This window comes from Actinomyces ruminicola, assembly GCF_900103885.1.
Lineage (GTDB): Bacteria > Actinomycetota > Actinomycetes > Actinomycetales > Actinomycetaceae > Actinomyces > Actinomyces ruminicola.
The window spans coordinates 69,435-94,528 of sequence record NZ_FNIM01000003.1 but is presented as its reverse complement, the minus strand read 5'-3'; the positions used below and the strand labels follow the sequence as shown (position 1 = coordinate 94,528).

The following is a 25,094-nucleotide window of genomic DNA, read 5'->3' as shown; positions in this document are numbered from 1 at the left end:
GCGTTAGGCCTTCTCCAACTGGGCCCGGGCGGTCGTGTCCATCGGCTTGATCCGCACCGACAGATACCCCTCGCGCAGAGGCACGATCGTGGCGAACACACGATAGTCCAGGCCGTCCAGCGCCCGGTTGGTTACGTAGGCGCACACGGGCATGCCCTCCTGGAGGTCGTCCCACATGAGCCGGAAGAGGCCGGCGGGCATGTCCAGGTGGCGGATGATGTTGTGGGCGGCACCAATTAGCCGGTCGCGCGAGTAGCGGGACAGGGTGTCGAAGGTCCGATTGGTGTTCTGGATGACCCCTGGTGTCCGTGGTGGAGAAGAAGATGTCCTCCGGATCGAACAGGCGCTCATAGCCGATCTGCGATTCCACGGAATTCCTCTTCTGCTCGGTGGATGCGTTGCCCGGGCCGCCGCGCGCCCGACACCCCGGCCGGCCCCTCAGCAGATCCGGGCTCAAACCACTTTAGGGTCGATTCAAACAGCCACGTCCGCTTTGTGAGATCGTCACCCCTGCATCCGCGCCAGCACCTCACGGACGGTGGCCACCCGCTCACGGATGACAGGCTCGTCCAGGGGCACCACGACGCCGCGCGCCTTGGCGGCCAGCTCGGCCAGGGTCGACGTCTCCGGGAACCCCTGCTCACCCAGTTCCTTCGCCTCCCGGAGCAGGGCGCCGGCGTCCGCCCCCTCGGTCAGCGGCTGAGTGCCCTCGTCCCGCAGGGCGCGGATCCACCGTTGGAACGGACGCTTGACCCGGTCCAGGTTCGATACCAAGGAGCGCATGTCCGCGTCCAGGCGCTTCGCCAGGTCCGCGGCGTTCCGACAGGAGGGCACCAGCGACTCCAGGTCGGCCATGAGTGCCTCAGCGAGGTCGCCGATGGCGTCGGCGGAGTCGTCCTCATCCCCGTCGAGGACCGCCGCGGCGAAGATGCCCGCCATCAAGGTGTGCAGCCGCATCATGGAGGCGCGGAAGCGCACCTCAGAAACCACCTCGTAGAGCGCCACCAGGGAGGAGTTGAACTGCTGTAGCAGTGCCACAGCCTGGGTGCTACGCTCCCTGACCCGCTCGGCGACGGCGGGCGCGGAGGAGTCCAGGTCGGGGCTGGTCACCTCTGTCACCAGGGAGCCCACTCTGGCGGCCCGGTCGATGACAGAGCGCACCCCAGTCGTCCACAAGCCCAGGCCGTTGATCAGGTCCTGATAGTCACCCAACTGGTGGACCAGTTCGTCGGTGTCTCGCTCGATGGCGCCCATCATGGACAGGATGATGGACATGGGACTGTCAGACTCGGCACGATGCGGCACCCGCACCCCCTCGGCCACGAGCAGCGCGAGCTCACGGGGCAGGGCGGCCCTGGCGAAGGAGTGCAGCCCGCGAAACCGCTCCTTGCCCAGCTCCTCGGACAGGAGCCGGGCTCCGTACTCGCCCACCTCGTGTCGGCTGTGACCTTGGGCGGCGTACTCACGCTCGGCGGCGCGCACCCGGGCGTACATCTGCTTGATCGGGTCGAACAGAGCATGGTTGCTCGGGCGCACCCGCACCGATAGATAGCCGTCGGCCAGGGGTGTCACGGTGGCGAAGACCCAGTAGTCCAGGCCGTCCTGTGCCCGGTTAAGGACGTAGACGCAGGCGGTGCGCCCCTGCTCAAGCTCGTCCCACATGAGCCGGAACGCGCCCGCCGGCATGTCGTCATGGCGGATGATGTTGTGCGGAGCGCCACTGAGCTGCTCCGCGCTGTACCTGGAAAGGGTGTTGAACACCCCGTTGGTCCTGCGGATGATGCCTTTGGCGTCGGTGGTCGAGAAGAACAGGTCCGCGGCTCCGAAGCGACGCTCGTTGCCATCGACGTATTCCATGAGACTCCTGTGAGAATAGACGGTGGGGGCGGCACCGGTCTGGGCGCCGCATGGCCGGGACCAGCCCCGACCCGACAACCGGGGCCATGCTGCCACACGCGATCGGGGCGCAGGAACTCGCACCTATGTTCGCCGTCGCCCCACCTGGCATTCGAGCCCCACCCGCGATTCACAGCTTCAGCACAGCATGGATGTGTTCAATGAGGCGCATGAGTACCCCCACTGAAACGCTCACCCGCCCTGACGGCTCCCCCATACGCGTTCTGGTCGTCGACGACGAGCAGACCCTCGCAGACCTGCTCGCCTCCGCGCTGCGCTATGAGGGCTGGGAGGTGAGCACCGCCGGCACCGGCAGGGCCGCGGTGCGCATCGCCCAGGAGCTCGACCCCGACGTCATCGTCCTGGACATCATGCTGCCCGACTTCGACGGCCTGGAGGTCATGCGCCGCATCCACGGGCACCAGCCCACCGTGCCCGTCCTGTTCCTGACCGCCAAGGACGCCGTCGAGGACCGGGTAGCCGGACTGACCGCCGGCGGCGACGACTACGTCACCAAGCCCTTCTCGCTGGAGGAGGTCGTCGCCCGGCTGCGCGCCCTGCTGCGTCGCTCCGGCGCCGGCGCGGAGAGGCCGTCCAACGTGCTGGAGGTCGGCGACCTGCGCATGAACGAGGACTCCCATGAGGTGTGGCGCGGGGAGGACGAGATCCGCCTGACCGCCACCGAGTTCGAGCTGCTGCGCTACCTGATGCGCAACCCCCGCCGGGTGCTGTCCAAGCCGCAGATCCTGGACCGCGTGTGGAACTACGACTTCGGCGGACAGGCCAACATCGTGGAGCTGTACATCTCCTACCTGCGCCGCAAGATCGACAAGGGCCGCGAGCCCATGATCCACACGATGCGCGGGGTCGGGTACGTGCTCAAGCCGGCCACCGCCCAGTAGCCGCCCCTGTTACCGCCAGGTACTGATGGTGCGCATAACCCCACGCAGCCTGAGAACCCGGCTCGTCGTCGGCGTGATCGGCATCGTCCTGGTCATGGCGGCCGGCATTGGAGCACTGTCAACGCTCATGCTGCGCCACTCGCTGATGGACCGGCTGGACGAGCAGCTCACAGCCGCCTCCGAGCGCGCCGCCGCCCGCCGCCAGGGCGCCGCCCCCGCTGGCAGCGACACGGGCAAGGCTCAGGGCAACGACCCCAGCGCTCAGCCTCCCGGCGACGGCGCCACCCCGCCCACCGGCACGAGCGGAGACGTACCCCTTGGCCTGGACGCCGTCGGGCAGTCCACCGGCACGTTGACCGTCATCGCCTCCGGCGCGCGCGGCGAGGACGGCTCCTTCAGCGCCACCTCAATGATCAAGGCGGGCTACATCGACGACGACGGCACCTACCGCACGCTCACGGACGCCGAGTGTGCGGTGCTGCTGTCGCTGGAGGTCACCGGCGAGCCGGTGACCGTATCCGTCGACTCGCTGGGCAACTACCGCGTGCTCGTCACCGAGGACTCCACCAGCGGCGACATTGTGGTAACCGGCCTGTCGACCACCGGTGATGAGAAGCTGATCCGCACCCAGTTGCTCGCCCAGCTGTTGATCGCCATCATCGGCGCGCTGAGCGCCGCACTCGCCGGCGGGACCATGGTGCGGGCGGCGCTGGCCCCCTTGGAGCGCGTGGCGGACACGGCCGAGCGCGTCGCCTCCCAGCCGCTCGCGCGCGGTGAGGTGAGCATCCGGGAGCGGGTCGACGCCGCCGACGTTGCCTCCTCCCAGGAGATCGGGCAGGTCGGCAACGCCCTGAACACCCTGCTCGGGCATGTCGATGAAGCACTTACGGCCCGCCAGCGCAGCGAAACGCAGGTGCGCCAGTTCGTCGCCGACGCCTCCCACGAGCTGCGCACCCCGCTGGCCTCCATTCGCGGCTACACCGAGTTGATTCAACGCAGCGGCGCCGACGCCGTGCTCCCGGAGGACTCCGTGCATGCCCTGGAGCGGGTGCATTCGGAGTCGGTGCGGATGACGGCGCTGGTGGAGGACCTGCTGCTGCTGGCGCGCCTGGATGCGGGACGCGAGCTGGAGCACGCGGAGGTGGACCTGGTGGAGATCGTCGTGGACGCCGTCTCCGACGCCCGCGCCGCCGGACCCGATCATGTCTGGGAGCTGAACCTGGAGGTCCTTGAACCGCCTGCGCAGCTGAGCCCCGAGGCGGCTGCGGAGTTCATCCCCGAGCCGACGCTGGTGGTGGGAGACGAGGCGCGCCTGCGACAGGTGATGGTCAACCTGTTGGCCAACGCCCGCGTCCACACCCCGGCGGGCAGCCGAGTGACCACCACCCTCTCGCGCGGCGACGCCGGCACCCTGGTGATCCGCGTCGCCGACGACGGCCCGGGCATAGCCCCGGCGGTGCGCGAGCGCCTGTTTGAGCGCTTCGCCCGCGCAGACGCCTCCCGGGAACGGCGCACCGGCTCGACCGGCCTGGGCATGAGCATCGCCCTGGCGATCGTGCAGTCGCACCACGGCAGCCTCACCGTGGAGTCCCACACCGATGCCGACAACCACGGCACCACCTTCACCGTGACGCTGCCGACGGCCCCACCGCCCGAGGACGCCGCCTGCGGAGGGCGTCCAAAAGAACGCTGTTCTCACGGCCCGCACATCTGCCCGCGGGTGTCAGGCACCTGCCCGGAGTAACCCCCCAGACCACAATCACCCCGACCTTCCCGCACCACGGCAACCAAAACCCCGATCTTAAACACCACCATCGCGCCGGTAACTCCCCTTCGGCTTGGACGCGGCCCCCGCCTCCTCTCCGGCTCCTTCCTTCCGCGACAGAACGCTGCGGGTGATCGGGGAGGAGGTGCCGAGGAAGGCGTCACCAGCCTACGGCTGACGCAAGTAACCGGGGAGCCTCATGCGCCCCGCTCAGTCGTCGGGATCGGCGTTGATAGCACCCTCGACGTCGTGGAAGAGGAGGTTGGAGATCTCAACCTGCACCATCTCCACGTCGGGCACGTCGACGAGCACGAGGGGCTCATCCGCGCTGGTCTGCAGTGAGAGGCTGCCGCAGCGGAACAGGCGGTCGGTGATGGTCCGCTCCTGCTGGACGTCGGAGATGCGGGACAGCGGCAGGTCATGACCGGTCTTGTTGATGATGCCGGCGCGGGTGATGACGCGCTTGGAGGTGACCGTGTAGGTCGTCGTCATCCAGCGCAGCCAGGGCACGAAGAAGGCGGGCAGGAGCGCCACGAGGATGACGGCCCACAGCGCTATGACCGCGCCGGTGCGCCAGCTGGCGTCAGGGAGCAGGACGGAGACGACTACGCCGGCGATGAGCAGGGCGAGGAGAACAATGATGCGCCACAGCAGGACCTTGGGGTGGGTGCGCATGTGGCGCACGACGATCTCGTCCTTGCTGAGCAGCTTCTGGGGTAGAGCCATGGCCTCAGTGTGCCACCCGGCTCGGCAGCGCGTCGCCCAACCGGCGCGCACGCGGCGTCAGCAGGGCCAGCGCCGCCATCCCCGTGCACGCCACGGCGACGGTGCCCACGGACCCGGCCGCGTAGGCGATGAAGGTTCCCGTACGGCCGAGGGCCTGAATGGTGGCGGGGGTCGGAACCCCGCCTACGGCTACGACCCCGCGCCAATTGAGCACCTCCAGCGCCAGTGCCGCCGCCCCGGCGAGTATTCCGAGCCCGCCCAGTATGGCGGCCGCCGACAGGCGCTCCGCGGGCGCGCCTTCCGGACCGTTCGCGCCGCCGCCGACACGGGGCACCTGATCCGCCGATTCGGCGGGCTCCCGTTCCTCGTCCGCCCAGGCGCCGCCGGCGATCGCCAGCGCGCCCCAGGCGGTGGCCAGCAGCAGGGCGGCGATCACGTCACCTGGGCGATGCCACTGGCACACGAGGGTCGAGTAGCCCATGGCCGCAGCCAGCAGTGCCCCCGCCCAGGCCGCCGCCGGGCGCCACCGGGGCCGGGCCACCAGGATAAGCGCGACGGCGGCGGAGGCGGCCATGGCGGTGTGCCCGGAGGGCAGCGTGTTCATGCCGCCGAAGCGCTGGGACAGCCCATGGTCCGGGCGCCACAGGATCATGTACTTCAGCACCTGGGTGGAGACATTGATGGCGACGACGGCGCCCGCCGCCCACAGCGCCCGCCGCCTGCTGCCGCGCCACAGGGCGCCGATCAGGACAACGAGTACCAGCCCTATCGCGGCGGGCAGGGAGACGACGTGCAGCAGGCTACGCGCATGGTCGGACACGAAGTGGGCACCGATCAGCGAGCCGGCGAAAGCCGCCTGCTCGAGCAACTGCCCGGTCGGGTGTGCCACCGACAGCCACCAGACTGCGGCCACGCCCACGGCACAGGCGACGGCCAGCACGCCCGCGAGGAGCCGGTAGCGCCCACCGGACCGCCGGTTGTTGTCAGGGATGCTTGCCGAACGGAGGTTGGAAGTCGTCATTAGGCCCGGATAATACGGCCTCCGACGGTGAAGTCGCCTCGGGAGCAACCTGAGAGGACTCGGGGCTGGACTTGGAACGAGCCGGCCGCTTGCGGGGCGGGTAGCCGGAGCGCCACACGTACAGGCCCACCAGGATGAAGCCGGCCGCCAGGCCCACGGCCCACCAGGGGAATGCGGGAACCGTGGGAGGCTGCCCGGCGGCGTCGAGGTCCTCCTGCGGAGTGGGGTAGATGCGCTCGCCGGTCACCAGGATGCGGTGTGTGTTGATACCCAGGGGCGTGCAGGTGACCAGGGTGACCAGGTCGCGGCCCTCCTCGGCGCGCAGTGCCTCGGTCTCATCGGGCTCGACGACCTTGGTGTCGATCACCTGGTAGGTGAGTACCTCGCCGAAGACCTCGATGACGAACTTGTCCCCCACGCCGACCCGGTTCAGGTCGGTGAACATGCGGGCGTCCGCCAGGCCGCGGTGGCCGGTGATGACGGAACGGGTGCCGGCCCCGCCCACAGGCAGGGAGGTGCCCTCAAGGTGCCCGAGCCCAGTGAGCAGAGTCTCGTCGCTGGTGCCGTGGTAGACGGGCAGGTCGAGGTTGATGGCGGGAATGCGCAGCCTGGCCATGAGGCCGGCGCCGTTGGCGTCCAGGATGGAGTCGTAGTCCAGGGCGTCGTCACCGCCGGATCCGGCACCGGTGGGGATGTTGGCGTTGGCCTCCAGCACGGCCCCGGATGAGAGGGCGTCGTTGTAGGCGTGGGCCTGGGAAAGCTGGACGGCTGCCGCTGGGTCGGCGGTGTCGACGGCGACGTCGTAGGAGGTGATGATCTTGGACTGGTTGTACTGGGTGACCCAGGCGGCGACAGTCGGGTAGGCGAACAGCAGCATCCCGGCGATCGCGAGGAGGGCGGGCAGCAGGGCCAGGGGCTGCAGCCGCCAGCGCCGGGGGCCGGGCTCCGCCTGCCCGGCGGGCGTGGCGGACGGGCGGCGTCGCACACGTCGGCTCATAGGGTCTCCTCCACTCGGTTGTCGGCAGGTGTCGAGGGCTGGGCCACGGCGCAGTATGCGCCCGGCACGGCGATCCGCGCGCGCGTGGCGGGCAGACCCGGATGGGGCCTGCCCGCCACGCATTTGCAACCGCAGGTGTTGCCAGGGGTGGGTCCCGCTAATGCGAGTCCCTGCCCGGGTCAGCCCTGGGCGCGCTGGCGGTTGCGGGCCACGAGGACCGAACCGGCGGCGAGGAGGACCAGGGCGGCACCGATCAGCATCATCAGCAGCTGGCCGTTGGCACCGGTCAGCGGCAGGTTCGGCACGTTCTGCTTGGTGTTGTCGATGGTGATGTTGTCGGCGGTGGTGGTGCCGGCGGTGATCTTCAGCGCCGTGTTGGCGGCGTCACCCTGGGGCAGGGTGTAGCCGGCCGGGGCGGCGGTCTCAACCAGCACGTAGCAGCGGGTGGTGTTGTCCGGGGAGATCTCGTCCTCGGTCTGCCCGGCGACGCCGACCTTGGAGTCGACGAATAGGCCGACCAGGTTGATCTGGCCGTTGGCGTCGGAGGTGAAGGTGTCCACGCCGTTGATCGAGATCGCCTCGCCGGTGGCGGTGCTCTTGTCGCAGGTCTCGGCGAGGGGGTCGGAGGAGTTGTAGACCTGGAAGGTGGCGCCGGCCAGGGCCTTGCCGTTGTCGGCGTCGGTCTTGGTGATCACGGCGTTGCCCCAGCTGGAGACCACCGGGTTGGTCGGGGTGTCCGGCGGGGTGTCGCCGCCCTCGGTGTCCACGAACAGGTGGGCGGTGTTGGGGATGTTGCCGGACTCGGTCACGGAGTTGGCGGTGGCGGTGAAGGTGATCACCAGCTTGGAGTCCGCCTTGCCCTTCAGGAAGGCACGGCCGGCCTCGTTGAACTCGACCTTGAGGTTCTGGCCCGTGGTGACCGAGTAGTAGTCGGGGTTGACGTCCACCACATCGTCCAGCTTCACGGACTTCACGGCGCCGTCGGTCAGGGCAGCGTTGAGCGGGTCGGTTACATAGAAGGCGGTGAACTGGTCACCCTCGGCGATGCTCGGGACGGTGACAGTCACCGGGAACTCGAGCTGCGCGGCGGTCTGCAGGCCGTTGGCCGTGACCTCAACGCCCTTGGTGGGGGCCAGGACGACGGTGTTCTTGGGGTACACGTCGATGGTGTACAGCCACTCGCCGTTCTGCGTGGTGGAGGCGTTGTTGGCCTTGTTGTTCGGGAAGGGGATCGTCACCAGGAAGGGCGCGGCCTTCTTCGCGACGGTCGCCGGCGCCTCGGTCTCACAGACCAGGTAGGCGGCCACGGACAGGTCGGAGATGGTGGTGTCACCATTGTCGGCAGTCGGGTCGGAGGCCTTGCCAGTGTCAAAGGTGGCGGCCGTGCCACCCGGCAGCGTCAGCGACGGGGTGGCGTTGTTGGAGCCGCAGGCGTTAGCGGGGATGCTGAGGCTGTCCAGGCCGTTCCAGGCCGCCTGGGTGGTCAGGTCAAGGTTGGTGATCTTGTAGGCGGTGAAGACGACGTCGGCCACGCCCTTACCGGTCTTGTCGGTGGCGTCGTTGGGCGTGCCGGGGCCGCCCTGCATCGAGCCGCTCTCAAGCTTGTGGATGTTCAGCGTTCCCTTGGCGTCGGGGTTGATGTTGCCGACGGAGGTGTCGGCAGCGGCCGTAGCGGCGATGCCGCCCAGCCCGGCCAGGGTCAGGGCGAGGGCCCCGGCTCCGGCGGCGACTCGGCTCGCCAGCGTGCGAGTGCTGGTGCTCATGGGTTGAGGTTCCTTTCATCTGCGCCGTCGTCGGCGGCGCGTATGAGGGGGGGGTTGATTAAATCTGGTTGGTTGAGGCCGGCTGCCGCCCGTGCGGTCGCTGTGCCGGCACGGGTCTCAGCTCGGGACGTTCTGTGCGCGGCGCCTCCTCACGAGTCCGGCGGCGAGGGCCAGGGCGGCCAGGACGCCCCCGCCGATCAGGAAGGTGTCGGCCCCGAGGCCGCCGGTGAGCGGCAGGCCGGGAACCGTGGTCTTCTCATTGGTGAACGCCGTCGTGAAGCCGTAGTCCAGGGCGGCCGGCAGGATGCGGAAGCTGTGGCTGGTGGTGTCGAGCACGTACCCGGCGGGCGCCTTGGACTCGGCCAGGGCGTAGTCGGCGTCCTCGTTCCAGGCCAGGCCGGTCACCTTGAATGCGCCCGCGGCGGGGTCGGAGTCGTAGTAGTCGGCCTCCCCGGCGGCCTCGGCGCAGGCCTCGGCACTGTCGGCTACGCAGTCGGTGATGGTCACCGGCTCCCCGGCTCCCGGCAGGCTCAGCTGCCACTCGGAGCCGGACAGGGCCTTGCCGTTGTCGGCATCGGTCTTTAGCCAGGTCACCGAACCGGTAAGGCGCTCGTTGACGACGTCGCCGTGCTCGACGTCGAGACCGCCCTCGGCGTCCGGGCCAATGGTGAAGGTGATGGGGGTCTCGTCCAGCTGGTAGCCGTCGGGCACCTTGGACTCGGTGAGGGTGTAGGTACCCCAGGGAAGGTCGGTGAGCTGGAAGCGGGCGGCAGCGGCGTCCTGGTCGGTCCAGGGCTGGCTGGAGCAGCCCCCGGTGCAGTCGGTGATGGTGGTGCCGGCGGGCACGCCCGGGCCAGTCAAGGTCCACTCGGTGCCCCCGACCTCCTGGCCGGTCTCGTCGACCTTGTGCCAGGTGAAGGAGCCGGGCTGGTCGGCGTTGGTGAAGGTGCACACCGTCAGGGTGGCGTTGGCAGTGGTGACGTTCGGGTTGCCCTTGTTAACGCCGCCGACGGCGGTGGTGGGGTTGGAGCCGACCGCACCCTGCGTGCAGGCCAGGGACTCCAGCTCATAGCCGGCGTCGGCGACGTCGGTCTTGCCGGCCTCGGCGAGCGCGTAGCTGCCGGCGTTGACGTACCGGGTCTGGCCGGAGGCGTAGGTGTAGGAGGTGGTACCGGTCTTAGCAGTCAGGTCCCAGTCGGTTGCCTCCGCGGTGCCGCCGTAGTTGTTGTTGACCTCCTTGACCAGGCGCAGCTGGGCGGGCAGATTGAGGAGGTAGTCCTCCACCTCGCCGCCGACGGTGACGCCGGTCGGCTTACTCTCCGAGTCGTTGGTGGTGGCGCGCAGCCGCAGGTAGGTGACCGCCTTGTTGACAAGGTTGGTGTCAACGGGCGCCTGGGGGACGTTGAAGGTCAGGTTGACGCGGCCGGAGGAGGGACAGGCCTGGGTGTTGGAGGCCTCGTTGTCCTGGAATTCGCCGTCACCGTTCCAGTCGATCCAGCCCTGGATCTTGCCGTAGCCGCCGCAGGCGACGCCGTTGATCGTGTAGGAGCTGGTGTCCCCGTTCAGGACGTCTATCGGCAGCATGGCCCCCTGCTGGATGGAGGAGCGGGCGTCCAGGGCGTCCTCATCGTCATTGACACCGTTGGTGTCATCACCATCAGCGCCAACGGAGTGCTGCTGGTAGGTCTCGGAATCGATGCGGGTCCCCAGGTGAACCGTGGACGGCGGCTCGTTGGTGATGTCGGCCGGAGTCATGGACCACACTCTCTGCCCCTGCCAACCGGTGTTGCTTAGGGCGGTGCCGGTGGTCCAGCTGGGCTGGAAGAGGGCGCCGGCGGTGCCGTAGGAGTTCGGCGCATCGCCGAAGTCGGTCTCGATGACCACACCCAGGGCAACGGCGGTGAAACCGCGGCCCTGCATATGCACGGTCGCCGAGGTGGCTCCCTTCATGAACATCACCGCGCCTGGACCGGATGCGCCGTACTTAGGCCGTTCGTAATAGGCTCCATCGGAATAGACGCACTCCTGGGCTGTGGGCTCCATGCGCATGTAGTTGAGCGTCTGACCTGTCCCACCGAGCTGCTGGCTCACCGCGCTGATACGCACGTCCGTGCTGCAACCATCACTGCGGTAACGATCGAGCAGGTACCAGGTGACACCGCCACTGCCCGATTTGGGGGCAGCCTCGATCCACTCGGCCTGGTCATTCTCGCTGCTTCCTTTTGCGAGTGAAGACGCTTCAGCGTCGGCGAATACCAAGCCTTGCAGTGGGACCTCAACACCGTTCAGGTACGCGTGGCACTCGAAGTCGAATGAGACGTTGGCGTGGTTAGTACGGTTCTTGATACCGATCACCATCGTGTTGGGGTTCTCGTAGGTATCGGCGGCAGGGTTGTTAATGTCGAAGGTCGGGTTCCCAGGATCCGTGAAGTAGCCCGATCCGCCGTCGTTGTAGAGGTCATCAAGCGAGTCTCCGGCCCAGCCACCGGGTATGTAGGACTCGAGCACAGTGCCGCGAGTCACTCCGACATCATTGACATGCGCCCTGGGGCGCGAAATGGTGCAGGTGGTCTCCAGAGTGAGGCCGTTACCTAAGTCACGGCGCTGAGTCTTTTCCTTCCTGCCCCATGCGTTTTCCGTGTTAAGCAGATGCTCACCAGCGTAGGTACCCCACTGGATCCACTGGATGTCGTTCTTGAAGCGGCCCTCTCCGCCGGTGGCGAAGCCCTCCGCGGCAGTGCCCGCCGCAGAGGCGGAGGTGGGAGAGACCACGACCATGCCAGTCGCAGCGAGCGCGGTACAGGCGAGTATTGCGGCGGCTCGGCGCGAGACCCGACGAAGACGGGTGACGGCGGACTGAACAAGCACTGCGAGGCTCCATGGGTAACCGGCGGTGGAGGCACCGCACTCTTATGGGTTAGACGCTTGGCCTAGGCCATCTGGGGGACGACCTAGCCATCTGGGGGATGACGTCAGACGACGATACCGGCGGACTCCCAGCCTTCTGTCAGCCCGACTAACCTGTGCCAAACCTGTGGCACACCCGTGCCAGTGTCGTAGCAAGTCGGTTACTATGGTGACCGTATCGAGTTCGCCTATGACCCCGATTACGCCCCTGGCCTGGGAAAACGCGCCCGTCAGGAGCGACGCGCGCGGCGCATGCGGCGCACTACCCGCCGCCCGGCTGCCACGGTCAGCACTGTCAGGATTACGACAACGGCCCCGATCAGCCACAGCATCCATGGCCGCATGGGCGCGGGCGTGGCCGCGGCCTGCTCGGCCTCCGCCTGTACCGGGTCCATGGCCACGCGTGTGCCGGTGACCAGCAGGCGGTGGGTGTTCACGCCGTAGGGAGTGCAGGTAATCAGGGTGACCAGGTCCTCCCCCGGCACCTTGTTCAGCGACTCGGTCTCGTGCGGCAGCACCACGCGGACGTCGTTGACCTCGTACTTGAGCGTGCGACCCGCGGCGGTGATGTAGAAGGCGTCCCCCTCCTCCAGCTTCGTCAGGTCGTCGAAGAGGGTTGCCGAGCCCAGGCCGGTGTGCCCGGTGAGGACGGAGTGGGTCGAGGCCCCGCCCACGGGCAGGGCGGTGCCGAACAGGTGGCCGACGCCGTGAGCCAGAGTGTCGGCCTCGGTGCCGTGGTAGATGGGCAGGTCCACGTGGATCTTGGGGATGACGATCTGGGCCATCACCTCATCCAGGTCCAGCTCCGCCAGATACGCCTGGTACTGGGGGGTGTCGGGGCGCTGCTGGTCCAGCCAGGGGTCGAGGATCGGGGAGGAGGCCAGCTCCTGGTTGTACTGGTCCGCACTGGCCAGCTCTGCGGCGAGCACGTCTGGACTGACGGTGTCCATCTGCGCCTGGTACTGGTCGGCGATCTCCTGCTGGCGGGAGTTGTTGTGCTGCGTGGCCAGCACCGGATAGGCCAGCACCAGCGCTCCGGCCAGGGCCAGGATGAACGGCAGCACGCTCAGCAGGCGGCTGCCCCGGCTGGGCTTCCGGCCCGGCTTTCGGGAGCTGCCTCCTGAACCTGAGCTGGGCGGCTGGGCATCATCGTGGCCGGCGCCCGGCTCCGCGGGTGCCACAGCGGAGGCGCCCTCCACATTCCGGCGCGGCTCATCCAAGACATCGGCGTTTGACGGAGTCTGGCCCATTGGCTTCCTTCAGCGGAGTGTGCTGGTGTGGTTCCGATTATGTGCAGGCGACGGCGTGCGCGACCGGATGCACCGGCCGACGCACGCCGTCGTGTCACGGGGTGGGGACGGCTGCTGGGCCGTCCCCACCCCGTGGCTGTCAGTCCTCGGCGTTGCGGCGCTTGTTGTGCACCGCGAGCAGGACCGCACCGCCGACCAGCAGTACGCCGGCGACGGTGAGGAACAGGATGCCGTTGGCACCGGTCAGCGGCAGGCGGAAGCCCGCGTTGGAGGGCACGTCGGTGACCGTGAAGCCAATGGTGTAGGGGCTGTCGGCCACGTTGGCGCGCAGCACCTGGAAGGCGATCGGGTCGCTCTGCAGCTCGTAGCCCTCGGGAGCCTTGGTCTCGACCAGGCAGTACCAGCCGGGGCTGGCGACGACGGCGTTGTTGATGAAGTCGTTCGTCTGGAGGGCATCGATGGTGACCGTGCCGTCCTCGCCGGTGGTGAACTTGGCGGTGTCCTCGGTGGTGACACCGTTCGTGACCGCGTTGGCGGTCAGGGCGTCACCGGTGATGTTCGCGGCATCGCGGTCAATGGTCTGCCCCTGGGAGGCGCCGGTCGGGCTGCACTGGTAGACCTGGAACTCGGCGCCCGCATAGGTGGAGGCGTCCTTGCCGTCGGTACCGGTCTTGGTGATGGTCACCTTGCCGTAGTAGGACTTGACCTCCTCGGTGGGCTCACCGGGGACGTCCGGGGTGGGGTTCTCCGGGTCCCAGGTGGTCTGCGAGTCGTTGGGGATGAGGGAGGCCTGGTTGCTGATGGCGCCCTGGCCGGAGCCGATCTCCCTGACGACGGCGTTGATGACCACCTGCACCTGGGTGGTGGCGTCGCCGTCGGCGCGGGCCGCCGCGATCTTGGCGCGGCCGGCCGCGGTGAAGGTGACGGTCACGTAGGTCTTGCCGTCGGCACCCTCTGCGGAGACGATGCTGTAGTCATCCCCCTGGGTCAGGGTCACGGCGCCGGTACCGATCATGCTGACCGCGGCGTCGGAGTAGTCCAGGCGGGAGTCGAGCGGGTCGACGATCTGGTAGTTCTTGATGGTGGCGCCGCCGGCGACGTCCAGCTTGGGCACGTCCGCCTTGATCGTGTAGGTCAGCGTGTCGCCGACCGACGGGGCGGTGGAGTCGCTGACCTCCTTGGTGGCGTCAACGACCGCGTTCTTGGGGTAGACGTGCACGTCGTAGTTCCAGGCGGCCTGGGTGCTCGCGTTGGTCATCGGCAGAGTGACGATGAAGTCCTCGGCCGGGGTGACGTTGGCGGGGGTGGCGGTCTCGGAGACGATGTACGCACCCAGTTCGACGTCGGTGAACTTGGCCAGCCCGTCAGCACCGGTGGTCGCCGTGTAGGTGGTGTCGGTGGTGTGGCTGCGGGCGGCGGAGACGTCGCCGTCCAGGTCTGCCAGCGCCTGCCAGCCTGCCTGGGTGGTCAGGTCGAAGTCCAGCTTGGTGATGGTGAAGGTGACGCCGGAGACCGGGTCACCGGTGGCGGACGTGTCCTCCAGGCCGTTGCCGGCGCTGGTGCCGTTGGTCTCGGTCTGGGCGAGCTTGTGGATGGTCAGGTCCGGCTTGGCGGTGGCGTCGATCAGCGCCACGTCCGCGTCGGTGGCCTCCACTGCTGCAAGAATCGCAGGAACTGGGGCAGCCGTAGCGACGGGCGCCGCGACCGCACCACCGATTGCGAGGGCCACCGCCGCAGCGAGGCCGGCGCAACGGCGCCTGGTGAGGGATGTCATGGGTTCTCCTCGTTGATGTGGTTGTGGGTTACCCGGCTGCCCGGTTGGCCCCTGGCGTCTCCCGGCGGCTCAGGCCCTGCGGCCCCGGCGGCGGGAAGTCTGGGTGAGGCTCAGGACGAGCGCTGCCACTAGCAGCAGCCCGGCCCCGGCCACATACACGCCGATGCCGCGGCCGCCCGACAGGGGCAGCGTGCCGATCTCGACGTCGTGGATGCTGATGCCGATGGCGGTGATGACATTGCCGTCGGCATCGGTGACGGCGGGGATCACCTTGATGGTGTCCGCGGTCGCATTGGTGTCTGCCAGCGTGATGGTGGTGCCGCCGTCGGCGTCCACGCCCAGGTGGAAGCGGATCGGCTGCGGCAGCAGGCTGTGCCCGGCGGGGGCCTTGGTCTCCACCACCCAGTAGTCGCGGTTGATGGGCAGGCCCGCCGTGGTGAACAGGGAGCCGTCCACCGGGTCCACGCTCACGCCGCCGGCGATCGGGGCGGCGCCGTCCGTGGCGGGATCGACGTCGTAGATCGCGAACTCGGCGCCGGGCAGGTTGTTGGTGCCGTCCGCCTGGATCTGCGTGCCGGTCTTGCGCAGCGTGATTACGCGCTTGCCGGCGTCCGGGGTGACCGGTTCGCAGGCAGTGTTGTCACTGCGGCCGGAGGCGTCGCGCCCGTCGGTCGGGTAGACCTCATTGAACAGGCCGTGGCCGGGGGTACGGGTGCCGTCCGCCTCCACGGAGCACTCCAGCAGCTCCTCGGAGTAGTCGGCGTTGCTCGGGTCGACGGTCACCGCGAAGGTGAGCGTGTACTGGGCCGTCCGCCCGGGGGCGATCACGTCGCCGTCGGTGAGGGTGTAGTAGCCCTCGGCGTCGGCCTCGGCGGCGACTGGCTCCCCGCCGGGGGCGGTAACGGCCACCTGATCGATGTCCAGGCCGGGCGCGAAGTCCGGCCTGTCGCGCAGCAGGCCGGTGGACTGGGCCAGCTCGCCCTCGTTGGTCACCGTGATGGTGTAGGACACCTCGAAGCTGGAGGTGGTGCCGACGCCGGTGGTGGCCACGGACTTGGACACGGTCAGCCGGGGCGTGAGGTCCAGGCAGGCGGTGTTGTTCTCATCGCCGTCGGTGTCGCCCACCATGGCGGTGGTGTTGACCAGGCCGGAGGGGGCGCCGTCGGCGCGCTCGTGACCGCACTGGTAGTCGGTGTCCTCGAAGTCCGCGGCGGCGGAGTTGACGCTGAAGCTCACCTGGACGGTGATCACCCGAGTACCGCCGCCGGTGACGGTGCCGTCATCGCCGGCGGTGCCGCCGGCGAGCACCGGGCCGGAGTCGGCCTTGGCCAGGGTGACGGGGCCGTCGAGCACGCCGTCGGTGATGCCCGGAATCTCGGCGTCAGCTGCAGCCTCACCGTTCTCCAGGACGGCTACGCCGGTGATCTTGGCGGTCTCCGGCAGGGCCGGGGCGTCGGTGACGTCGGCGATGATGCGGCTCGCGGCGCGGGAGGTGTTCTCCACGGTCACGGTGTAGGTGGCGGTGTAGGTGTCCCCGTTGCGGACCACGTCGACCGGGTCCTTGCGCACGGAGAACTTCGGGTTGATCGGGACGTCGCCGCAGTCCTCGGCGGTATCGGTGACCTCGCCGGAGGTGACGGAGGCGGTGTTGTGGATGGCCGTGCCGTCGGTGGCGGCCTGCGCACTGCACTCGCCCTCGCCGACGCCGGGGAGCCCGGTGTCGGGAGCGGTTACGTTCAGCACCACCTGGTAGGTGTGGGTGGCCCCGGCCGGCAGCGTGGCGCCGGTGACCACGGTGACGGGGCCGGCGTCCTGGGCAAGTGTCCCCTCCAGGGCGCCGCCGGTGACGGTGATGGAGTTCAGCGTGGTGCCCTCGGGGACGGTCGGGGTGTCGACCAGCTCGTAGGTGAGTTCCTGCACCTGTGAGGGGTTGGTGACGGTCACCTGGTAGGTGACGTCCCAGGTCTCTCCGGTCCAGTTCCCTTCGGCGTCCAGGTGCTTGCTGGTGCCGGTGAAGGTCTTGTTCACGCCGGCGTGCGGGGCGACGTCGTTGGTGACCGTGGCGGTCACGGCGGCGTCGGCCTGGGCGGGCAGGGTGAAGGTGACCGCTCCGGGGGTGGAGGTGTCGGCGTCGGCGCCCTGGACCTCATAGGTCATGGGGTCGGTCCAGGTGAAGGAGCCGTCGGCGGGTGCGGCGAGGGAGTCGTCTCCCGGTGCCGTCTCGGTCAGGGTGCAGGTGGCGCCCACGGGCACGCCCTCCACGGCGACGGCGGTGCCGTCGGCGGGCAGGGTGAGGGTGCCGGTGAAGGTGTCCTGGCCGGCGGTGCAGGTGTAGTCGACCGTGTAGCTCTCCCCGGTGGCACCGTCGGTGGCGCCGGAGATGGCCTTGTTCACGGTGAAGCCGGTGGCCAGGGTGCGCTCGGAAGCGGCGTTGGTGACCTCGGCGGTGGAGGTGGCGTCTCGGGCGATGGTCTGCGCCTGGGCCACGGTGCCGTAGTCGCCGTCCAGCTCGGGGTCCGTCCACTGGTAGGACGGGTCGGAACCGGCGGGGGCGGTGGGCCGGCCGGTCTCGGTGACCGTGCAGGTCGAGCCGACCAGGATCTGCGTGTAGTCGCCGGTCAGGGTGGCGGCGCCGGCGCCAGTGACCCGCCAAGTGCCCTCGTTGAGGGTGCCGTCCTGCGCGGTGCAGGACCAGGTGCCGGCGTAGACGTTGGAGGTGGCGGCGGTGACGCCGTCGAGCCCGGTGACGAGCTTGTTGATGGCCAGGGCGCCGTAGATGCGCTGGGTGGAGTTGGTCACCCGCAGCACCGGGTCGGAGTCCTGGGCGATGCCCGTCAGCGTGTTGCCTTCGGTGAAGGTCTGCCCGTCGGCGGCCACGGCGTAGACGGGGTTGTTCCACGCGTAGGAGACGTCCGTCAGCCCGGAGGTGTCGATGGGCGTGTCCTCGGTGAGGGTGCAGTCGGCGCCGGCGTACAGGGTGGCGCCGGCGGCGCCCTCGGTGATGGTGACGGAGCCGCCGGAGGCGGGCAGCTCCCAGCGTCCGCCGACCTCGCTGCCGTCCGCCTGGGTGCAGGACCAGCCGCCGCGCACGGTGGCGCCGTCGGTCAGGGCGCCTTCCAGGCCGCTGTAGGCCTTGGTGACGGTGAGCGGCTGGGCGGCGCGCTCGGCGTCATTGGTGACGGTGAGCGTGTTCGCGGCGGCGTCAGCGCCGATAGTGATCGGGTCGGAGACGGTCGGGGTCTTCCAGCGGTAGGAGATGTCCCGCAGCTGCTCCTGGGTGGGGGCGTTCTCGGTGGCGGTGCAGACGGTGCCCAGCGGCAGGCCGCCCTCGGGCAGACCGTCGATGGTGGCCGCGCCGGCGCCGTCGGCCGTCCAGGTCAGGTTCCAGTCCTGGGTGGTGCCCTGGTCGTCGTCGTAGTGGCAGGCGATGTCGCCCGAGAAGGACTCGTCGACGACGACCCCGTCGGACAGCCCGTCCCCGTAGGCCTTGTTCAGGCTGAGTTCGGAGGTGACGCGGCGGATGGTGTTGGTGGCGATTACCTCCACGGTCTGGTCCTTGGTGATGGTGACCTCGTCCGGGAAGAGGTTGACCATGTCCCAGGCGTAGGAGGAGTCCTTGAGCTGGTCCTGGGTGGGGCTGGTCTCGCTGATGGCGCAGGTCCAGCCGGCCGGGATCTGCCGGTCGAAGGCGACGCCGGTCTCGCCGTTCGCGACGGTGGCGGTGGCGGTGAGCTCGCCGTCCACGCCGGGGGCGGTGCAGGTGGCGTTCAGGGTGAAGGTTTGGCCGTCCTTCAGGCCGTTCGTCTCACCGATGACCGTCTTCGCGGCGGTCAGGGAGCCCATGTCCCGGTTCACGGTGTTGGTGACCGTCATGGATGCAGTGCCGTCCGCGGTCACGGTGGCATCGGCGTAGGCGGGCTCGCCCCAGGAGAAGGAGGGGTCGGTGTCCGGGGCGCCGGAGGCGTCCAGGTCCTCGGTGGGCGTGCAGGTGGAGTCGACGAAGGGGGGCTGGCCGCCGTCGTAGGTGATGGCAGCGTTTCCGGCGCCGTCCACGCTCCAGGTGCCGGTCACGTCGGCGTCGCCGGCGTGAGTGCAGGTGAAGGCGCCAGAGTAGGTGTTGTCGGCGCCGAACTGGGTGGCCAGCTCGCCGGAGAGCACCTTGTTCAGGTTCACCTCGGCGCGCACGCGCTCAATGGTGTTGGTGACGGTGACGGTGCCGGAAGAGGCGTCCTCACTAGTGACCTTCACCGGGTCGGTGATGGTGGGCACACCCCAGGCGTAGGAGCCGTCGGCCAGGCCGCCGCTGATGGTGCCCTCGGTAACCGTGCAGGTGCGGCCGAGCGGGATGCCCTCGACGGTGACGGTCTCACCGTCGGCGAGGGTTCCGGAGTAGGCCTGGGCGCCGTCGCAGGTGACAGTTACGGGGAAGAGCTTGTCCCCCGCGCCGGTGAAGCCGTTGGCCTTTACGTTGTCACTGCCGTCGGCGACGGTCTTGGTGACCTGGATGGAGCCGTAGCGCTCGCTCATGGTGTTGGTGGCGGCCACGGCCACACCCGCGTCCTCGCCGCCGGGCATGGTGAAGGAGATGCTCGCGCCGTCCGCGGAGGTGGCCGCTCCGCTCGACGGCGTGGCCGTCATCGTGGTGCCGTCCTCATCCCAGCGGTAGGGGTCGATGGCCGCGGGCAGAGCGCCCGTGTCCTCAGTGACGGTGCAGGACGAGCCCTCGGGAATGCCGGTGATGGTCTCGCTGGTCTGGCCCGCGCGCACGGTGGCGGTGCCGGTGATGGCCTCGCCGGTCAGCGGGGTGCAGGTGTAGGTGAAGGTGAAGTCGGTGTCGGTGAAGCCGGTGCCGGCCTGCGCGCCCTCCACGCTCTTGGTGATGGTCAGCCCGCCGGTGGTGCGGGCGACCACGTTGGTGACGTCCACGTTGCCGGTGCGGGTGTCGGGGTCGATGGCGACCGGGCCGGAGGTGGTGCCGGCGGTGGAGAACACGTAGGAGGGGTCGGCGTCGTTGGGGGCGCCGGGGTCGTTCTCGGTGACCGTGCAGGTGGAGCCGAGCAGCACGGCGGCGCTGGTGCCGCCCGCGGTGGCGGGACCGGAGGTGACGCTCAGCGTGGCGGCGCCGGAGCCGGTCACCGACCAGGTGCCGGTGGCGTCGTCGTCGCCGGGGTGGGTGCAGGTCCAGGTGCCGGAGTAGGTGTTGTCGGCGCCCTGGCCGTCCAGGTCGGTCAGCTGCTTGGTGATGGTGAAGTCGCCATGGTCGCGCTGCCAGGTGTTGGTGACGGTTACCTGCTCGGTGTGGTCGCCCTGGACGGTGACGGTCTGGTCCTCGGGGCCGACGTTCCACTTGTAGGAGGCGTCGGTCAGGCCCTCGGAGCCGGTGGGGGCCGTCTCGCTGACGGTGCAGCTTGCGCCGGCGGCGATGTAGGGCGTGGTGGCGGTGGCCGTGGAGCCGGTGGCCGCCAGGTCGAAGGTGCCGGTGTAGTTCTCGGTCTCGCCCTGGGCGGGGGCGTCACAGGTGACGGTGACCGGGAAGGTGGTGCCTGCGGTCACGGGGCCGGCGTCGGGGCTGACGGTCTTGGTGACGGCAACCTTGCCCCAGGCGGCCTCGGTGGGGTTGACGACGGTGACGGTCTTGCCGCCGTCGGCCGCGTTCACCATGGTGCCCTCGGCGGCGTCGAGGCCCTCATAGCTGGGGGTACCCCAGTCGTAGGCGTCGGCGAGCAGGTCCTCGTTCAGGGAGGAGGCGGGCTCGGAGACGGTGCACAGGGCGCCGCGCGGCACCTGCACGGTCGTGGAGGCGCCATTGGCGACGTCGACGGTGCCGGAGTAGTCGGTCCCGCAGTCGTAGTCGATGGCGAAGGTGGCCTCGCCGCCGGTGTAGCCCTCGCCGTCGACCTGCTTGGCGAAGTTCAGGTCCACCAGCACGCGCTTGTAGGTGTTGGTGACGGTGATGGTCTCGGGGGTGCCCTTGCTGACGGTGACGCTGGAGTTGTCGAAGCTGCCCGCGCCGGTCCACTCGTAGGAGGAGTCCTTGAAGTCGCCGTCCGCGGTCTCGGGGGCCGCCTCGGTGAAGGAGCAGGTGGTGCCCGCGGGGACGGTCAGCGTGGCCGGGGTGCCGGTGGAGACGTCGAGCGTGCCGGAGCCGCCGTCGCCGTCGCAGGTGTAGGAGACCTCGAAGGTGCGGTCGGAAGCGCCGGTCCAGCCGCCCGCGGCGATCTCGTCTTCCGGCTCAACAACCTTGCTGACGTCGATGGTGCCGGTGTTGCGGACGATGGTGTTGGTGACGTTCACCTGGCCCGCGGCCGGGGCGGTGGGGACCACGACCGACGGGTTGTCGATGCTGGGGGTGGTCCACTCGTAGGAGTCGTCCTTGAGGTCGCCGCTGGGGGCGTTCTCGGTGATCGTGCAGCTGGCGCCTACGGGCAGGTCGGAGATGACGGCGGGCGTGGAGGTGGTGGCCGACCAGGTGCCGGAGAAGTCGCGGCCGTTGGCGCTGCCGCAGTCGTAGGTGCCCGTGTAGGTCTTGTTCTGGTCGGTCAGGCCGCCGTCGGGGTCGGAGACGGTCTTGTTGATCTGGATGGAGCCGGTCTTGAAGGTGTTGGTGACCGTGCAGGTGACCTGCTCGTTGGCGCCGAGGGTGACCTGGGAGTCGGTGACGGCGACGGCGTCGCCGTTCTGGTTCACACAGCTCCACTCCCCTTGCTGGGAGAAGCCCTCGACGTCGCCGGTGGTGGCCTCGGACAGGGTGTAGGTGCCCGAGCGGGTCCACTGGCCCGTGACGGACTGCTCGCCGGACAGGCCGGAGATAGTCCGGTACGGGAAGGCGGTGCCCTCCTCGGAGGTCTGGGTGGGGGTGGCAGTCAGGGTCCAGTTCTTCTCGCTGACGGCGGGGAAGGTCATGCCGTCGATCTGCTTGACGAGGGTGAGCTGGGAGCGACCGACGTACTCGTTGTGCCAGGTACAGGTGATGTCGGTGTTCTCGGCCGTGTCCGCCAGCTCAGAGCTGGACAGGTTCAGGGTTCCCTCGGAGAGGTTGACAGCGGAGTCGGTGAGCACCTCGCCGTTGCGGTTCATCAGGGGCTGCTTATTGCCATTGGTGATGCAGGTGACGCCGGTCAGGCGCCAGCCGGAGGTGGTGTCCGTTGCCGTGTTGGCGTCGCTCTCCTTGACGATGGCCTGATCGTCCGGCGCGAGCAGTTCATAGTGCTTGGTGTCGTGAGCGGTGCCCGCCTCACCCCAGTCGGTGGGGGTCAGGGAGCTGATACTGCCCCAGTCGGCAAGCGCCGTGGACCCTTCGGCGGAGACATTCTCATAGTCGAAGGGGCGGATGGTGGTCGAGTCCTCGAGCGAGGGATCGGTGGTGACGTCCTTGGCAAACGTGACGGCGCGGACCTGTTCCAGGGAGCCGTACAGGCAGCCGTAGGTCTCGGCGTTCTCCTTGGTGATGAAGGTGTCTTCCAGATCCTGATCGGCCAGCTCGGGGGAGCAGGTGCCGCTGGTGCCGTTGTTGACGAAGCCCCACAGCTTCAGCTTGTACTGAATGCCGGTGGTGGTGTCGGTCCATGCCGTCGAGTCGGTCGCGGAGGCCACCTCGAGGACGTCATCCTCGCAGGAGCGGCCGAACTTGTCATAGATGGCGCCGAGCGCGCCGTTCGTCGCCTCACCGGCCACGGCGACGTCGCCGTTGGGAAGGGAGACAAGGCTGCCATCACGGTTGTAGGCGTAGTGGTAGGGACCATTCCAAGACCCGACGTACTCCCGACCATTCCAGTACCACGTCCCTGTGGAACGGAGCCCTATGTTGCCATTCACGTCATAGGCGTACTGACCGCTCCCGTCGGAGACGTAGTGGCCCTCGGAGTCGAAGGTGGAACGGCAGGTGTTGCTGGTCTCGGTCAGCGTCCAGGGGAAGGACGAGCTGATGGCGTTCCCCAGAGTCAGGTCCATGGTGCCGGTGACCACCGTAGGAGTCACGTTGCCGAGTTGGAGGACCGGCTTGTTACTGTGACGCATGGTGGCCACGAGGAAGGGGCTGCCGGCGGTGACGCTGTTGGTGGTTGCCGGCTTCAGCCCAACGGTGCTCTGGATGGTGTCGTTGTAGCTGCCGGGGCACCTCATCCCCTGCCCATAGCTGTACCCGAAGGAGGCAAAGACATTCTGCGACGAGCTGACCTTCGACGTACTGTATCCACTTCCCTGAGGTGAGTAACGCACACAGGCATCGTTATAGGCAGATGCGGGGGTCGTGTAGGAGTTCGTCGTGACATCACGCTGCACCGCGGTGGACTCTCCCAGGTCCACCACAATCTCGGCCGCAGCCGCAACCGGCTGGATCGGCAGCACCACGCCGCCGACGAAGGCGCTGGCGAACAGGGCGACAACGGTCACAACCGCCGTGAATCTGGAACGCGGAAGCCCCCACTTACTGCGGGATCGTGCAGCGTGACGCATTGACGACCTTCCTCACACATGTCATGACAAGCCAAAACGCTTTACCGAAAAGCAATATCGCAAGCAGCATTAGCTCCTCACGGCCTTTAACCGTACCGCGCCACCGCGGCGTATGACGCACGATTGACCTTCCATACAGCAACATTTCAAGCACAATCCTTATAACTACCCCACTAGGTCACGATTGGCTCGCAATCCGCTCGCGAGTGAGCACCCACGGCGCGTCATTCGCGCAACGTCGCTTCCCGCGGACCGCCCGACCGGCACGAGTTGCCCCACGGGCGCGAGCGAACCGGCCTACCTCTCCGAGTCCTCCGCAACTCTTGCTGCAACGGAGGAGGCGTCCGGGAGCAGGCCTCCGCCGTCCCCAAGTCCGTGCTCGCCGCTAGCACCCAGAACCAGCCTCATACCTGCGCGGACGCGATGCAGAAGCCGTCGGAATCATTCCGCCGACGATCTTCTGGGCTCTCGCGGCTCAACGTCGCCCGAACGCAGGTGACGCTCCTCGGCGTCACCAAAGAGTCTTCAAGCCGAGGAGCCCGGAGAATGCCGCATCCACAGTGATGAGAGTCAGCGCCTCGGTGATGGCCTGCGCGGCAAGCATCCGGTCGAAGGGGTCGCGGTGCGCCCACTCCAACTGTCCGCTCAGACGGGCGTGCTGCCAGTTGATCGGCAGCACCTCCGCGCCGAGCCGTGTTATGTGCCCATCAAGCGCGTCGAGCCAGGGCCCCGCGCCAGGCAGCTTGCCGATGCGGTACTTGGTAAACAGCTCCCAGGCGCTCGCTGCCGACACCAGGAGACGACTCTCCCGCGCTCTCAGTACCTGGGCGGCATCCGGTCCCAGACGATCCGGCTCGTTGATCGCCCACATAAGAGCGTGGGTATCGAGCAGGTAGCCGCTCACCGTCCCTCCCAGGCCATGAGTTCGTCTTCAGGTAGCTCATCAAAGAAGGAATCTGGAAGTCGGTAACCACCGAACCCGAGCTCGCGCTCACCGTTATTTGCCGGAACCAGTCGCGCAATGGTTCGCGACCCGCGGGCGATGTTGATGGTGGAACCGCGCTCCACCTCTGCCAACAGCGCCGACAGGTGGGTCTTCGCCTGCTGCACCTTGACTGTCTTCATGCTGCCATGATCTCCCATTTGGTTTGGGTTGGTCAACCGCCCAGACCAGCCTCCCTATGGACCGGACGCTTACTGAGCATGACCCACCACCGCGCCGAGCCGCCGCATGCACACAGCGCCCGCCGGAAACGGGCTGCTTGCTCGTCGCACCCGTGCGATGATGGCGCTGCCTCCACGGCGCAACCCCGGATCAACGCAGAAATCTCTGCCGGGGAGTGTGCACCGAGAGGAGGTGACCTCTGGGCATGTCGAAGAACCGGAAGCGCCGACGCCGCAAGGCCAAGGCGCCGAAGGGGATGAAGAGCAAGCAAAAGGCCCAGATCTGGCGGACTGTCGTCGAAAGCATTCCGCCGATGATCTGGGCCCTTGCGGCTCTGCTCAGCGTCCTGCAAGGCCGCTGAGATCAACATCTCCGGATGTCTCCGGGGAGTCGGGCGGTTGCCGCCGCTCGACTCCCCACCATTATGGTGACACAGTCGCAAGATCGGCAAGCCCGATCTGCGGAGCACCCGCC

Annotated in this window: 15 protein-coding genes; 3 read left to right on the top strand and 12 right to left on the bottom strand. The window is 68.4% G+C overall.

What is annotated here, in order from left to right; translation table 11 throughout:
- Positions 1-3: 3 nt before the first annotated feature.
- A complete protein-coding gene (locus BLR49_RS13600; RefSeq protein WP_245690449.1) occupies positions 4-351 on the bottom strand; it encodes a hypothetical protein in 348 nt (115 codons plus the stop codon).
- 153 nt (positions 352-504) lie between these two features.
- A complete protein-coding gene (locus BLR49_RS04600; protein ID WP_092534133.1) occupies positions 505-1,857 on the bottom strand; it encodes a diguanylate cyclase in 1,353 nt (450 codons plus the stop codon).
- A gap of 209 nt (positions 1,858-2,066) precedes the next feature.
- On the opposite strand from BLR49_RS04600, the gene BLR49_RS04595 reads away from it, so the two are divergent.
- On the top strand, positions 2,067-2,798 hold the full coding sequence (locus tag BLR49_RS04595; RefSeq protein WP_092534130.1) for a response regulator transcription factor: 732 nt from the start codon (positions 2,067-2,069) through the stop codon (positions 2,796-2,798).
- A 25-nt stretch (positions 2,799-2,823) separates the two neighbouring features.
- Positions 2,824-4,542, top strand: a complete 1,719-nt coding sequence (locus tag BLR49_RS04590; RefSeq protein WP_092534127.1) for a sensor histidine kinase — start codon at positions 2,824-2,826, stop codon at positions 4,540-4,542.
- Positions 4,543-4,773: 231 nt separating this feature from the next.
- On the opposite strand, the gene BLR49_RS04585 is transcribed toward BLR49_RS04590, so the two are convergent.
- The 10 genes from BLR49_RS04585 to BLR49_RS04540 form a co-directional block, all read right to left on the bottom strand.
- Positions 4,774-5,289 carry a PH domain-containing protein gene (locus BLR49_RS04585; protein ID WP_092534124.1) on the bottom strand — a complete coding sequence of 172 codons (516 nt, stop codon included), beginning with the start codon at positions 5,287-5,289 and terminating at the stop codon, positions 4,774-4,776.
- Positions 5,290-5,293: 4 nt separating this feature from the next.
- Positions 5,294-6,310: a phosphatase PAP2 family protein gene (locus BLR49_RS04580; RefSeq protein WP_092534121.1), complete on the bottom strand. Its 1,017-nt coding sequence runs from the start codon at positions 6,308-6,310 to the stop codon at positions 5,294-5,296.
- Positions 6,273-7,307 carry a class C sortase gene (locus BLR49_RS04575; RefSeq protein WP_092534118.1) on the bottom strand — a complete coding sequence of 345 codons (1,035 nt, stop codon included), beginning with the start codon at positions 7,305-7,307 and terminating at the stop codon, positions 6,273-6,275. The genes BLR49_RS04580 and BLR49_RS04575 overlap by 38 nt, the downstream gene beginning before the upstream one ends.
- 179 nt (positions 7,308-7,486) lie before the next feature.
- On the bottom strand, positions 7,487-9,070 hold the full coding sequence (locus BLR49_RS04570) for a SpaH/EbpB family LPXTG-anchored major pilin (RefSeq protein WP_092534115.1): 1,584 nt from the start codon (positions 9,068-9,070) through the stop codon (positions 7,487-7,489).
- 117 nt (positions 9,071-9,187) lie between these two features.
- Positions 9,188-11,848 carry a CshA/CshB family fibrillar adhesin-related protein gene (locus tag BLR49_RS04565; RefSeq protein ID WP_092534112.1) on the bottom strand — a complete coding sequence of 887 codons (2,661 nt, stop codon included), beginning with the start codon at positions 11,846-11,848 and terminating at the stop codon, positions 9,188-9,190.
- A gap of 359 nt (positions 11,849-12,207) precedes the next feature.
- Positions 12,208-13,227, bottom strand: coding sequence for a class C sortase (locus tag BLR49_RS04560; protein ID WP_143013697.1), 1,020 nt, complete (start codon positions 13,225-13,227; stop codon positions 12,208-12,210).
- Positions 13,228-13,366: 139 nt separating this feature from the next.
- Positions 13,367-15,001, bottom strand: coding sequence for a SpaH/EbpB family LPXTG-anchored major pilin (locus BLR49_RS04555; RefSeq protein ID WP_092534109.1), 1,635 nt, complete (start codon positions 14,999-15,001; stop codon positions 13,367-13,369).
- 69 nt (positions 15,002-15,070) lie between these two features.
- Positions 15,071-23,392 carry a DUF5979 domain-containing protein gene (locus BLR49_RS13845; RefSeq protein ID WP_092534106.1) on the bottom strand — a complete coding sequence of 2,774 codons (8,322 nt, stop codon included), beginning with the start codon at positions 23,390-23,392 and terminating at the stop codon, positions 15,071-15,073.
- A gap of 574 nt (positions 23,393-23,966) precedes the next feature.
- A complete protein-coding gene (locus BLR49_RS04545) occupies positions 23,967-24,359 on the bottom strand; it encodes a type II toxin-antitoxin system VapC family toxin (protein ID WP_092534103.1) in 393 nt (130 codons plus the stop codon).
- Positions 24,356-24,580 (bottom strand): type II toxin-antitoxin system Phd/YefM family antitoxin, encoded by a 225-nt coding sequence (locus BLR49_RS04540; protein ID WP_092534100.1) that lies wholly within the window; start codon positions 24,578-24,580, stop codon positions 24,356-24,358. The genes BLR49_RS04545 and BLR49_RS04540 overlap by 4 nt, the downstream gene beginning before the upstream one ends.
- Before the next feature lie 245 nt (positions 24,581-24,825).
- On the opposite strand from BLR49_RS04540, the gene BLR49_RS13235 reads away from it, so the two are divergent.
- The gene (locus BLR49_RS13235; protein WP_176765780.1) at positions 24,826-24,981 is read left to right on the top strand and encodes a hypothetical protein; all 156 of its coding nucleotides are present in this window, start codon (positions 24,826-24,828) and stop codon (positions 24,979-24,981) included.
- The last annotated feature ends 113 nt before the right edge of the window (positions 24,982-25,094 follow it).

Excerpts from the sequence above, each read along its gene's own strand:
- BLR49_RS13600 (WP_245690449.1), bottom strand. The coding sequence starts at position 351 with ATGAGCGCCTGTTCGATCCGGAGGACATCTTCTTCTCCACCACGGACA.
- BLR49_RS04600 (WP_092534133.1), bottom strand. The coding sequence starts at position 1,857 with ATGGAATACGTCGATGGCAACGAGCGTCGCTTCGGAGCCGCGGACCTG.
- BLR49_RS04595 (WP_092534130.1), top strand. The coding sequence starts at position 2,067 with ATGAGTACCCCCACTGAAACGCTCACCCGCCCTGACGGCTCCCCCATA.
- BLR49_RS04590 (WP_092534127.1), top strand. The coding sequence starts at position 2,824 with ATGGTGCGCATAACCCCACGCAGCCTGAGAACCCGGCTCGTCGTCGGC.
- BLR49_RS04585 (WP_092534124.1), bottom strand. The coding sequence starts at position 5,289 with ATGGCTCTACCCCAGAAGCTGCTCAGCAAGGACGAGATCGTCGTGCGC.
- BLR49_RS04580 (WP_092534121.1), bottom strand. The coding sequence starts at position 6,310 with ATGACGACTTCCAACCTCCGTTCGGCAAGCATCCCTGACAACAACCGG.
- BLR49_RS04575 (WP_092534118.1), bottom strand. The coding sequence starts at position 7,307 with ATGAGCCGACGTGTGCGACGCCGCCCGTCCGCCACGCCCGCCGGGCAG.
- BLR49_RS04570 (WP_092534115.1), bottom strand. The coding sequence starts at position 9,070 with ATGAGCACCAGCACTCGCACGCTGGCGAGCCGAGTCGCCGCCGGAGCC.
- BLR49_RS04565 (WP_092534112.1), bottom strand. The coding sequence starts at position 11,848 with ATGGTCGTGGTCTCTCCCACCTCCGCCTCTGCGGCGGGCACTGCCGCG.
- BLR49_RS04560 (WP_143013697.1), bottom strand. The coding sequence starts at position 13,227 with ATGGGCCAGACTCCGTCAAACGCCGATGTCTTGGATGAGCCGCGCCGG.
- BLR49_RS04555 (WP_092534109.1), bottom strand. The coding sequence starts at position 15,001 with ATGACATCCCTCACCAGGCGCCGTTGCGCCGGCCTCGCTGCGGCGGTG.
- BLR49_RS04540 (WP_092534100.1), bottom strand. The coding sequence starts at position 24,580 with ATGAAGACAGTCAAGGTGCAGCAGGCGAAGACCCACCTGTCGGCGCTG.
- BLR49_RS13235 (WP_176765780.1), top strand. The coding sequence starts at position 24,826 with ATGTCGAAGAACCGGAAGCGCCGACGCCGCAAGGCCAAGGCGCCGAAG.